Raw genomic sequence first — 13,066 nt, forward strand, 5'->3', positions numbered from 1 at the left:
GAAATTGAGAGGATTATCAGTTTGCATTTACTTTTATTGATTTTCAGATAATTAATCTCACAAGTATAGAGGTAATAAACAATGCTCAATAAAATTTTCCCTTTTCTTGGCTGGTTTAAAAATTACGGCTCTGACAGCCTGAGAATAGATGCTCTTTCAGGACTTACAGTGGCCCTGGTCTTAATCCCCCAATCCATGGCTTACGCGCAATTGGCGGGATTGCCGCCATATTACGGTCTCTATGCATCGTTTCTGCCGCCCATGCTGGCATCATTGTTCGGTTCAAGCCGCCAACTGGCTACAGGACCGGTAGCTGTAGTTTCACTCATGACGGCCGCCTCTCTTGAGCCCCTGGCTACTGCAGGAAGTGAAGGATATATAGCTTATGCTATTTTGCTGGCCTTTATGGTCGGCGCCTTCCAGTTTATTCTTGGCGTATGCAAGCTGGGCCTTATTGTTAATTTTCTTTCCCATCCTGTTGTTAATGGATTTACAAACGCGGCCGCCATTATTATTGCCTCATCCCAATTGTCAAAAATGTTCGGTTGTTATGTTGACAAGGCTGAACACCACTATGAAACGATATGGCGAGTCTGCCAGGCAGCCTTTCATTATACCCACTGGCCTACTTTGCTATTAGGCCTGCTGGCTTTTGGTATTATGTATGGCCTGCGTAAAATATCGCCCAAAATACCTAATGTCCTCGTAGCGGTAGTGGTAACCATACTTATCTCATGGGCAATCGGTTTTGAACATAACCTGGTTGTAGATATCAAAGATATAGAATTTCTGGATGCCCGGGCGCTGATTGCGGATTTTAATAAAAACGTAGATACTGCAACTAAGCTTGCCAATGAGCGATCCAAGGTTAATTTTGCACTGGATCAAGCCGGCAAATCCCACGATATAATAGCCTTGCTCGATGCTGAACATAATTTTAAAGTGCTTAATGAAAATATAAATATTTTTAAAAAAAAAATACACCATTGCCGTAAAGTTATCAGGGGTTTATTATTTGAGGGCGTAGAACAGCCTGATGGTTCCATAAAATTTTATTCCAAAGGAACACTTCCACCCGGCGTCAAGGGCGATGGCCGGGAATGGAGAATCAAGGTAGGCAACAGTAGTCTTGATCCGGACAAGCTGTTAATTACCGGTGGCGGCGCAGTGATAGGCGTGATCCCCAAGGGACTGCCCGAGTTAACCGTCCCTGAATTAGACTTTAAAATTATTTTACACCTCTTACCCTTTACAGCCATAATTTCACTGCTGGGTTTTATGGAGGCAATCTCTATTGCAAAGGCAATGGCTGCAAAAACAGGCCAAAGGCTCGACCCCAACCAGGAATTGATAGGTCAAGGTATCGCCAATATTATCGGTTCAGTTGGAAAGAGTTATCCTGTTTCAGGATCTTTTTCCAGATCTGCGGTCAACCTGCAGGCCGGGGCGGTATCCGGATTATCGAACGTCTTTGCAAGTATTGCTGTTATTATTGTGCTCCTGTTTTTTACCCCTTTACTCTATAATCTCCCGCAGTCGGTGCTGGCGGCTGTTATTATGATGGCGGTTATAGGACTTGTTAATATCTCCGGTTTTATTCATGCCTGGAAAGTTCAGTGGTACGACGGGGCTATTTCCATAATTTCATTTATCTGTACGCTTATGTTTGCGCCTCATTTAGAAAAAGGGATTGAAATCGGAGTTGCACTTTCTTTGCTCGTATTTTTATTCAAGAGCATGAGGCCGACTCTTTCCTCTCTTTCAAGGGCTCCGGATAAATCTCTACGGGATTACATTGAACACGGCCTCGAAGAATGCGAGTTTGTAGCCATGATTCGTTTTGAAGGTCCCCTTTTCTTTGCCAGCGCCAGCCATATCGAAGATCAGGCCATGGAACTTTTGCGCAGGAAGAAAAAACTTAAACATATAATACTTGTTTCCAACGGGATTAGTGATATTGACGCATCGGGTGAGGATACATTATCCTTGTTTATTGACAACGTAAGAAGCTCTGGTATAGATATTTCTTTTAGTGGTGTGAATGAGACGGTTATGAAGATTATGAAGCGCACCCACTTATTAGCTAAAATCGGCGAGGACCATATCTATCCGACCATGGAAAATGCTTTAAATATAATCCACTCCCAGGCTCACAAGGATGAGTGGGAAGATACATGTCCACTCATGAACGTATCTTGCTTGACTGATTAATAAAAAAAGGAAAGATAAATGTCTAATATTACGATATTCAGTGGCAGCTTTTGTAATGAAGACGCCGTAGCGCAAGAGATTATTTCAGGCAGCGGATTCAAATTGATTACCGATAAAGATATTGTTGTCCGCGCAGCAGCCGGCTCCGGCATATCCGAAGTTAAAATAACGAAGGCCTTTTCATCCAGGCCTTCCATCTTTAATAAATTCACCCACGAAAAGGAACGTTCCATTGCCTATCTCAGGCTGACCATAGCTGAAATGCTTGCAGAAGATAATCTGCTTATTACCGGATTCACGTCCCAGCTGGTTTCTCAAAATATCAGTCATATTTTAAGGGTTTGCCTTATTGCAGATATGCAATACAGGGTTTCCCGGGCATATGAAAAGGATGGGCTGACAAAAAAAGAAGCGACCACATTAATCCACAAGCAGGATGGCAACAGGGGCGCATGGATTGATATCCTGTTTAAAATCAAGGATCCATGGGATCCCGAAATTTATGATTTGGTAATCCCTATGGATAAAACAGATGTCAAGAATGCGGCAGCTCTTATCAGGGATAATGCAAAAAAAGAAGCCCTTCAGCATACTGATATAACAAAAAATGCTGTCGCGGATTTTCTTCTTGCAGCTAAAGCCGAAGTAGCTTTGGCTGATGAGGGGCATAATGTAGGTGTCAGCGCCAAGAACGGCATTGTCACAATTACGATTAACAAACACGTCCTGATGCTGAGCCGACTGGAGGATGAGCTTAAATCTATAGCCGAAAAAATCCCTGATGTTCGCTCTGTGAAAACAGAGGTTGGAGAGGGATATTACCGGACTGACAGCTACAGGAAATACGATTTCGAGATGCCCTCAAAAGTTCTGCTGGTTGACGACGAGAGAGAGTTTGTGCAGACCTTGTCCGAGCGTTTGCTCATGCGTGATATGGGTTCTGCTGTAGCATACGATGGCGAGTCAGCCCTCGACCTGATCAATGACGAAGAACCTGAAGTCATGATACTCGATCTCAAAATGCCCGGCATTGACGGAATTGAAGTGTTACGCAGGGTAAAATCAACAAATCCTGACGTAGAAGTCATCATCCTCACCGGCCACGGTTCAGAGCAAGATAAAAAAACTTGCATGGATCTGGGTGCCTTCGCATATATGCATAAACCTGTGGATATCGAACTATTGAGCGATACAATCAAACAGGCAAATGAAAAAATGCGGAAAAACTTTAACCAGCGCGCTTAGGGCTCGCAGGTTGATATGGTAATATAATGATACCAAAAATGTTAAAACCTAAATTCTGGGATTATCATGATACGTCGCCACATAAGTCAGAACACCGCTTCAATTTTCGACGAATCTGGTGCCTGACAGTGCTGCTTATTGCAGGAGTCTCCCTGGTACCCCTGATCTCTATAACACTGATTGACTACAACGTTACAGAGCAGTCGATTGAGTCCGATATCATGCTCCGCACGGCCAGGCTCGTATCCAATACACAGCGCAGTATTTCATTTTTCATAACTGAACGCCGATCCGCGTTGGATTTTATTGTTCGTGACAACACTTTTGAGTCTTTGACTGATCCTGCCAGGCTTGCTGCTCTGCTGGATAACATAAAGAAAGGATTCAGCGGGTTTATAGATCTGGGAGTTATCACCCATGGGGGAAGGCAAAAAGTTTATGCCGGTCCATACAATCTTGAAGGCCGCAATTACAGTAAACAGAATTGGTATCAACAGGTTTTGGACCAGGGTGTATATATAAGCGATGTATTCCTGGGATTCAGAAAAATACCACATGTCGTTATCGCAATAAAACGTATCCTGCCTGATGGCTCTTTTTATGTATTCCGCGCAACCCTTGATACGAAACAGTACAACAACCTTCTCCACAATCTTGAAATGGCCGGGCAGGGGGATGCATTTCTAATAAACCATGCCGGAATACTCCAGACCCCATCACGCTTATATGGAAAAGTTTTTCAGAAAATATCACTTCCTGTTCCTGGATATGCTCCTAAAACCAGGGTGCTGGAGGGAAGAGGCACCAATGGCGTGCCGCTGATTATCGGCTACAGATATATTTCAAACAGCCCGTTCATCCTGATGGTGGTCAAGCAAAAAAAAGAGGTTATGGAGACATGGCTCAATACCCGGATGGTGCTGATATGGTTTCTTTGTATCAGTATAACAATTATACTGATAGTAACTTTGAGCATAACCACCCACCTGGTAAACCGGATACATTTAGCCGACACAAAACGAGTCATGACATTGCATCAGGTGGAATTCACCAACAGGTTGGCGTCCATCGGACGGCTGGCGGCAGGTGTTGCCCATGAGATCAACAATCCCCTCGCTATTATCAATGAAAAGGCAGGGCTCATTAAAGATCTTTTCAAAATAAAAAAAGAATACCAAAATGATGAAAAGATCATCGGACTTATAGACTCAGTGCTATCTTCTGTGAAGCGAGCCGGTACTATCACAAAACGCCTATTGAACTTCGCTCGGCACATGGATGTAAGTATTGAAACCATCAACCTGAAAAAAGTTATATCTGATGTACTTGGATTTTTGGGCAAAGAAGCCGAATACCGGAGCATAACAGTTAATTTACATGTAGCTGATGATATCCCCCTCTTTACAAATGATCGTGGCAAACTACAGCAAATTTTCCTTAACCTTATCAACAATGCCTTTGCCGCCATGAATGACGGTGGGCACCTGGATATATTGGCAAAGAAAAAAAAGGATAAATATGTTGAAATAAAAGTTTCTGACGATGGATGCGGCATACCCGAATCACTCCGGCATCTTGTTTTTGAGCCTTTTTTTTCAACTAAGCAAAAAAAAGGAACAGGTCTTGGTTTAACTATAACCCATCGCCTTGTTCACGAAATCGGTGGTAAAATCGCCTTGGAAAGTGTAGCCGGCAAAGGAACGACCTTTACGATAACATTACCTCTTAACACTAAGAAAAATGAGGATTGAGGCAAATGAAAATATTATTGGTAGATGACGAAGAAGAACTGGTCTCGGCTCTGGCAGAACGTTTAGGAATCAGGGGAATAGACGCGGAGTGGGTTATCTCAGGGGAGGAAGCTCTTTTGCGGGTGAAAGATGGAAAATTTGATCTTGCCGTGCTGGACGTAAAGCTACCCAAATTAGGCGGACGTAAACTAAAAAAGATATTACAGGAAAAATGCCCTGACATGAAATATATTTTCATGACGGGACACGGGTCGGAAGATGATTTCCAGTCCATTTCGAATGAAGTAGGCAAAGAGTACTACCTGTTTAAGCCGGTCGATATTGACGACCTTATCAAAAAAATAAAAGAGGCTCTACATAGTCACTGAGGTGTTTAATGAATTCTGATATCAACATAATTGGCGAGTCAGGCCTTCAGTTTTTTGGAAAAATATCAGCTTCGATCTCACATGAAATCAACAATGTTCTGGCCATTATCAATGAAAATGCCGGGCTTTTAGACGATTTTACTATCATGGCTGATAAAGGAATGCCGATTGACCCGAAGCGCCTGAAAAATGTAGCATCAAAAATATTGGTACAAATACGTCGGGCAGATGAAATTGTTCGAAATATGAACACCTTCTCCCACACTATTGATCAAATAAAAGCAGATCTTGATTTGCGGGAAACCGTTGAATTTGTGGTCACTCTCTCCCACAGGTTTGCCTCCATGCGCGGCATTACAATTGAAATTAAGCCACCTGAAAATATAGTAATAATCAGCACGGCAGCTTTTTTTCTGGAAAACCTGATATGGCTTTGTCTTGATTTCGCTATGAACATAACCGGTTCGGCCAAGACAATCAGCATACTTATCGAAGAAACAGGTTCAGGCGGCCGGATTCGATTTGCCGGGCTTGAAGGTTTGACATCAGAGCTTGCGGATACTTTTCCTTCCGACCGGGAAACAGCCCTGCTTGGTATGCTTAAATCTGAACTGACAGTCAGCGCCGAAGAAAAAGAGCTTATCCTATATTTGCCAAAACTGCATAATCTTTGAGGTGCCCTGTTTAAAACCAACAGATGGGGATGGTTTTTGGCGAACACTGAATGGGGAAGGCCTGAATGGGGAAGGATAGAGGGAAATTATTTATCTGTAAATCTATAAAACAAAACATCTACTTAAAAGGCCGCAAACATGAAACAAATTGAAACGCTTATAAAAAGGATCATTCAAAGGGTCAACATCAATCTCAGGGAACTCGATTTTGATGTTAACCCTTATATTGACGATATACATTTAAAATGTCGATTGTCAAAATTTTACGCTTTTTATGGTATAACGCCTCATCACAAATTAAGCTTTAAATTCATTAATTCGTCCCTTGCCGGCAGTTATTTTTTAGGGAAAAGTAAAATAGATCATTCAATATTGTATAAAAGCGATATAAGAGGAGATGAATTAAAGAGTAAAGGTACTACTTATCAATATAAAGATTATGAAATTCCTGTTTACGATGATGAAGAAATACAAATAACTGATAGTATTTTGATTAAAACCCTTGTACATAATTTTTCCCATGACCCTGAAAGCCTGGAAATTTTTCATATAAAAAATACAGTTTCAACCCATTTTACAAATATTCATGGATCATCAACAGAAGGATGCTTTTTAGGGCCTTTTAGTACAGTTGATTTAACAACTATTCATGATTGTGTTTTCGGGGAATTTTCCTATATACAAGTAGAAGAGCTTGCCCACCAAAAAGTGAATCCGGGTACTATAAGGGTATCATATAAAGACAAATTTGATTTCCATTATCAATTTTCTGAAGAAATTTTAAAAAAATATATTGATTTTGATTCAAAAAATTTGCCCATAGGCGTTTTAATGGATTTTGTTGAAAACAGAAAAGTGGATTTTGAAAATGTTTTTGAGTTTATCAATAGAAAAAATCCTGTTTCCATACCGAAAAATACTGCTTTAGACAGGTATTCAGTTGTACGAGGTCAGACAAGAATAGGTAAAAATGTTCTCGTAGCACAAAGAGCTTATTTGGAGGATGCAAGTCTTGGAAAGGGAGCAAATGTTCAGGAAAACTGCTATATTATACATTCTCATCTTGAAGGGTATGATATCACAGCTCATGGAGCAAAAATTATCAATTCAAGACTGGGCGAGAAGATTTTTGTAGGGTTTAATTCCTTTGTACGGGGTAAAATTGATAAACCTCTTATTATAGGAGATGGCTGTATTGTTATGCCTCATACGATCATTGATCTCGAAGAGCCCTTGATAATTCCTTCCGGTTTTATTGTATGGGGATATATTAAAAATGCAGAGGATCTAAAATTAAACGGAATGCCTTTAGAATCCTTTTCAAAGATAAGAAATGAGTTTAAACTGGGAAATATGAAATTTAAAGGAAATGGAGGCATTTTTATTAATGCCTTTCAGGAAAGGATCGATCATATACTTCACGCCAACGGAGCCTTTTTTGATGTATCAGATGATAATGCAGGGGGGCATGCTCAAAAAAATCAAAATATCTCATTTAACACGATTCAGCCATATCCTGCTGGGGATTTAAAGGGGATTTATCCGACAATGGAAATTAAGCCATAGATTCTTCTCTTTTAATGTTAAAAATCCAGCGGACAACTTCATGTGTCAGGTCTGCCAAAACTACTTGACATTTGGGGGTATATGTTTAAAACAATTGAGAATTATTTTTGAGCGAGCCCTAAATGGAAAATGATGTATAAATTTTCAGATAATTAATTCCAAAAGGAGGTTCATCACGGGTTAGTTTGCTAATCCATGATGAACAGCTATTAGCATTTAACTGTTAGTATGTATTAACTGCTAAAAGCTAAGACCTAACAACTAATACCTGATGGCATAAGTTTAATTAGTATATGCTCAATAAATAGAATCTCCACAATAATCCGCTATGATCTTAATTTTATAAGTAAAAGGAGAGCCAGGCATGCAAACACGTATATTAATAGTTGATGACGAGAAAGAATTCGTACAAACATTATCAGAGCGTTTATCTATTCGCAACTATTCCGTAAACACAGCTTTCAGTGGCGAAGGCGCTATTGAAAAAATAAAAAAATATAATTTTGATGTGGTAATTCTAGACGTGGCCATGCCAGGCATGAGCGGAATAGATGCTCTGCGGGAAATCAAGAAGTTAAAGCCCTTGACTGCAGTTATTATGCTGACCGGACAGGCAACAGTGGAAACAGCCATAGAAGGGATGAAACTTGGGGCTGATGATTTTCTTCAGAAACCATGTGAAACGGAAGATCTGCTGTCTAAAATTGACAAAGCCTATGAGAGAAAGGCAGAACATGACGAACGTATAAGGGAGGCAAAGGTAAAACAGATTATATCCTCTCCCATGTCTGTTTTAAAATAGATATATATACAGAAACCCATACAGGGGTCATGCCTTTATTTCTGATTTTTTTTACCGTCCGGTGATCCGGATGCTTGTCAGAAATTAAGACGTGACCCCTGTTTTTATTTAAAAAGGTAAAAATGGAAAAAAAAGTTTTTTTCGAATCCTATGAGCTAAAACTGGAAGGATTGCTAAATAAAGGTGAAAGTGATAAAGGTATTATTATAACACATCCACATCCGCTTTATGGCGGTGATATGCATAATTATGTGGTGGAATCCATAAAAAAAGTATACAGAAAAAAAAATTATACGACTTTTTGTTTTAATTTCAGAGGAGTTGGGGAAAGCCAGGGGAATTACGATAATGACCAGGGCGAACAGGAGGATTTACGCTCAGCGTTATCATTTATAGCTTCAACAGGTATAAACCAGGTTGAACTTGCCGGTTATTCTTATGGCGCATGGATAAATTCTCTCGTAGCATGTAAGGATGCATCCATAAAAAATATTGTGCTCCTATCTCCTCCGGTTGCTTTTATCGATTTTAAGCCGGTTACATCTATCCCGGGCTTAAAACTGGTTGTAACCGGAAGCATTGATGATTATGCACCGCCTGATCTGCTAAAAAAGGCTCTGCCGGTATGGAACAAAAAAGCCGTGCTTGAGATTATTAACGGAGCGGATCATTTTTACGGGGGCTATACAAAAAAATTGGAGTCTGTTTTGAGTAAATTTATATAATGAAGGGCGATCTGTTTTATGACAAAAAAAACAAAAACTGCGATAACACCGACACGTTCTGACAATTATCCTGAATGGTATCAAGAGGTTGTCAAGTCTTCAGATATGGCTGAAAAATCACCGGTCAGGGGGTGCATGGTTATAAAGCCCTGGGGATATTCCATATGGGAAAATATAAGAAATGTTTTAGATGATATGTTCAAGGCAACAGGAGTAAAAAATGCCTATTTCCCGCTTTTTATTCCTCTTTCATTTCTTGAAAAAGAGGCTGAGCATGTGGAAGGTTTTGCAAAAGAATGTGCGGTGGTGACGCACCACAGGCTCGAAAAAGGCGGTAAAGGAGAATTGATCCCGGCCGGAGAATTAAATGAACCCCTGGTGGTCAGACCGACATCCGAGACAATTATTGGGGATTCATTTTCAAAGTGGGTTGCAAGTTATCGTGATCTTCCCATATTAATAAATCAATGGGCAAATGTGGTAAGATGGGAGATGAGAACCCGTATTTTTTTAAGGACCAGCGAATTTTTATGGCAGGAAGGACACACCGCCCATGCAACCAAAGAAGAAGCGATGGAACGGACCCGTTTAATGCTTGACCTTTATTCTGAATTTGCGGAAGAATATCTTGCGATGCCGGTAATAAAGGGTTGCAAAACTCCTGCGGAACGTTTTCCAGGCGCAGTAGATACCATGTGTATAGAAGTAATGATGCAGGACAGAAAAGCTCTTCAGGCCGGCACATCGCATTTCCTGGGGCAGAATTTTGCCAGATCATCCGGTATTATATTTCAGTCCGCCAAGGAACAGGAAGAGTTTGCCTGGACTACCTCTTGGGGCGTTTCCACGCGCCTGATCGGGGGGTTGATCATGACCCATAGTGATGATGACGGCCTTGTGCTGCCTCCTAAAATTGCTTCCGCCCATGTTGTACTTCTACCTATCTTCAGGAAGCCGGAAGAAAAAAACATGGTAATGGAATTTACAGAAAATCTTTCCAATGAACTTAAACAGATTTTTTACCATAACCGCAGAATAGAAGTAGAGGTTGATACAAGAGAAACCGGAGGCGCAAGGGGCTGGGACTGGATCAAAAAAGGAATACCCCTGAGAGTTGAGATCGGACCACGGGATATCGCTAAGAACTCGCTTTTTGTGGGGAGGAGAGATAAAGGCCACCGGGAAAAAACATCGATAGCCAGGGAACAGTTTGTCGGGACGATTAAGGATATTCTGGATGAAATTCAGTCTAATCTTTTTGATCGTGCACTTGCTTTTCAAAAGGATAATACGATGGCAATCGATACCAAGAAAGACTTTTACCATTTTTTTACTCCTTTAAATATTGAGAAACCCGAAATATATGGCGGTTTTGCATTATCCCACTGGTGCGGATCAGAGAAATGTGAGTCACGGATTAAAGAAGATTTGAGTGTTACTATACGCTCAATACCCCAAAACAATACAAAAGACGACGGCAAATGTATATGCTGCGGCGACTCCAGCGACATGAGAGTTGTTTTTGCAAAATCCTATTAGAATGGAGAACCTAAACTTTTTTTGAGCAGACCTATGATTCGTATTAACGATATACTGGATAAAATCACCGAAAACTATCCGGATGCGGAACTGGATATAATAGAACGTGCATATATATATTCGGCCAGGGTGCATGAAGGCCAGGTGCGTCTGTCTGGTGAGCCTTATTTGTCACATCCCCTTGAAGTGGCAGGGATTCTGGCCGATATGAAGCTCGATGCAGTGAGCATTTCAGCCGGCCTGCTTCATGATGTAATCGAAGATACAAACGCTACCCCAGATGAAATAAAAAAGTTTTTTGGACCGGAAGTTTTACATATCGTTGCCGGAGTAACAAAACTGAGCGCTCTGAAATTTAATGATTCCCATGCCCGCCACGCTGAAAGCATAAGAAAAATGATCCTTGCCATGGCTGATGATATCAGGGTCATTTTAATTAAACTGGCAGACAGGCTTCATAATATGAAAACCCTTCAATTCCATAAAAAAGAGGAGAAAAAAAGGGCAATTGCAAGGGAAACTCTCGATATTTATACACCGATTGCCTCCCGCCTGGGTATTTACTGGATTAAGAAAGATCTTGAAGATCTGTCCATGACATATCTTTATCCTGATGAATATAACAAAATAAAAAATTTCATCAGCAAAGATACTGAGGAAAGGGAAAATTATATTAAAATCGTTACCCAATATATTTACGATCTAGTTGTAGATAATAACTTAAAATGTGAAATTACCGGCAGGTATAAGGGATTTTACGGTATTTATAAAAAAATGATCACTCAGAATCTGGAACTTGAAGATGTTTACGACATTATAGCATTCAGAGTGATAGTGGATACTATACCACATTGTTATGAAATTCTGGGATTAATACATGCTTTGTGGAAACCGATAGATAGAAAGTTCAAAGATTATATCGGGCGGCCAAAGCCCAACATGTACCAGTCTCTCCATACTACCGTGATAGGCCCTTCGGGTGAAAGGATTGAAATTCAAATCAGAACATATGAAATGAATAAGGTCGCCCAATCCGGGATTGCGGCACATTGGAGTTATAAAGAGGGACTGAAAATAGATGAAAAAACCAGCAATACATTTGCCTGGATTCAAAATCTGGTTGAAAACCAAAAAAATATACTCGATCCGGATGAATTTCTGGACAACGTAAGGATAGATCTTTTCCCGGATGAGGTTTATATTTTCACTCCCACGGGGGAGATAAAAACCCTTGCCAAGGGCTCAACACCGGTTGACTTTGCCTATATGATTCATACTGAAGTTGGAGATCAATGTACCGGCGCCAAGGTGAACGGTCATATTGTTCCTCTAAAATATGAGCTGCACACTGCTGATATAGTAGAGATCCGTACATCAAAGGGACACCATCCCAGCCGTGATTGGCTTAATTTTGTTAAAACAGTAAAAGCCCGCTCAAGAATCAGGCAGTGGATAAAAATTCAGGAAAAATCTCGCAGTATCAGTTTGGGCAGGGAAATTTGTGAAAAGGCTTTCCGCAAGTATAAACTTAATTTTAACAAGATAGCCAACACAGAAGAAATGGAGAGCATAGCAAACGATTTCAAGTTTAAAACTATCGAGGATCTTATAGCGAGTATCGGCTTTGGTAAAACCACTGCCATGCAGATAATCAGAAAACTGATTACTGATACGGAAACAGAAATCGAAGAAGAACCGCCGCCCGGCAAAATTGACGTTCATAATAAAAAGAAAAAAAGCGCAACCGGAATTCTTGTAAAAGGCGCGGATGATATCCTGATAAAGTTCGGCAAGTGCTGTCAGCCCGTTCCCGGCGATCCCATAACAGGTTATATCACACAGGGGTATGGCGTTACCATACACAGGGCCAATTGTATAAACTCCTTAAAAATGAATCCTGAAAGAAAGATAGATGTAGAATGGAACAATGAAATTGCTGAAGCATATCCTGTTAAAATAGCAGTCTATTCAATAGACAGGATAGGATCATTGGCAGATCTTGCATCCAATATCAGCAAAAAAAATACTAATATTCTCAACGTAAACACAAAAACCGCAGATGACGGAAGCGTAACAAGTTATTTCACCATAACTGTAAATAATACTACCCATCTTGAGAGCATAATATACGCTCTCAAAATGGTTGAAGGAGTTCAGGGTGTAAAAAGAATAGACATTTAGCAGA

At 40.5% G+C, this 13,066-nt stretch carries 10 protein-coding genes; all 10 read left to right on the forward strand.

What is annotated here, in order from left to right; translation table 11 throughout:
* The first annotated feature begins 81 nt into the window (after positions 1-81).
* The 10 genes from BuS5_RS01145 (at position 82) to BuS5_RS01190 (ending at position 13,062) form a co-directional block, all read left to right on the forward strand.
* Positions 82-2,211 (forward strand): SulP family inorganic anion transporter, encoded by a 2,130-nt coding sequence (locus tag BuS5_RS01145; protein WP_027352722.1) that lies wholly within the window; start codon positions 82-84, stop codon positions 2,209-2,211.
* Between the two features lie 18 nt (positions 2,212-2,229).
* A complete protein-coding gene (locus tag BuS5_RS01150; protein WP_027352721.1) occupies positions 2,230-3,456 on the forward strand; it encodes a response regulator in 1,227 nt (408 codons plus the stop codon).
* Between the two features lie 38 nt (positions 3,457-3,494).
* Positions 3,495-5,207, forward strand: coding sequence for a sensor histidine kinase (locus tag BuS5_RS01155; protein ID WP_232222993.1), 1,713 nt, complete (start codon positions 3,495-3,497; stop codon positions 5,205-5,207).
* 5 nt (positions 5,208-5,212) lie between these two features.
* The gene (locus BuS5_RS01160) at positions 5,213-5,575 is read left to right on the forward strand and encodes a response regulator (protein WP_027352719.1); all 363 of its coding nucleotides are present in this window, start codon (positions 5,213-5,215) and stop codon (positions 5,573-5,575) included.
* Positions 5,576-5,583: 8 nt separating this feature from the next.
* Positions 5,584-6,249, forward strand: coding sequence for a HAMP domain-containing histidine kinase (locus tag BuS5_RS01165; protein ID WP_051374517.1), 666 nt, complete (start codon positions 5,584-5,586; stop codon positions 6,247-6,249).
* 138 nt (positions 6,250-6,387) lie between these two features.
* On the forward strand, positions 6,388-7,815 hold the full coding sequence (locus BuS5_RS01170; RefSeq protein WP_027352718.1) for a transferase: 1,428 nt from the start codon (positions 6,388-6,390) through the stop codon (positions 7,813-7,815).
* A 364-nt stretch (positions 7,816-8,179) separates the two neighbouring features.
* Positions 8,180-8,617 (forward strand): response regulator, encoded by a 438-nt coding sequence (locus tag BuS5_RS01175; RefSeq protein WP_027352717.1) that lies wholly within the window; start codon positions 8,180-8,182, stop codon positions 8,615-8,617.
* 122 nt (positions 8,618-8,739) lie between these two features.
* Positions 8,740-9,342 (forward strand): alpha/beta hydrolase, encoded by a 603-nt coding sequence (locus tag BuS5_RS01180; protein WP_027352716.1) that lies wholly within the window; start codon positions 8,740-8,742, stop codon positions 9,340-9,342.
* An 18-nt stretch (positions 9,343-9,360) separates the two neighbouring features.
* The gene (gene proS, locus BuS5_RS01185; RefSeq protein ID WP_027352715.1) at positions 9,361-10,881 is read left to right on the forward strand and encodes a proline--tRNA ligase; all 1,521 of its coding nucleotides are present in this window, start codon (positions 9,361-9,363) and stop codon (positions 10,879-10,881) included.
* Positions 10,882-10,914: 33 nt separating this feature from the next.
* A complete protein-coding gene (locus BuS5_RS01190) occupies positions 10,915-13,062 on the forward strand; it encodes a RelA/SpoT family protein (RefSeq protein ID WP_027352714.1) in 2,148 nt (715 codons plus the stop codon).
* Positions 13,063-13,066 lie beyond the last annotated feature (4 nt).

This window comes from Desulfosarcina sp. BuS5 (assembly GCF_028752835.1).
Taxonomy (GTDB): Bacteria; Desulfobacterota; Desulfobacteria; order Desulfobacterales; family BuS5; genus BuS5.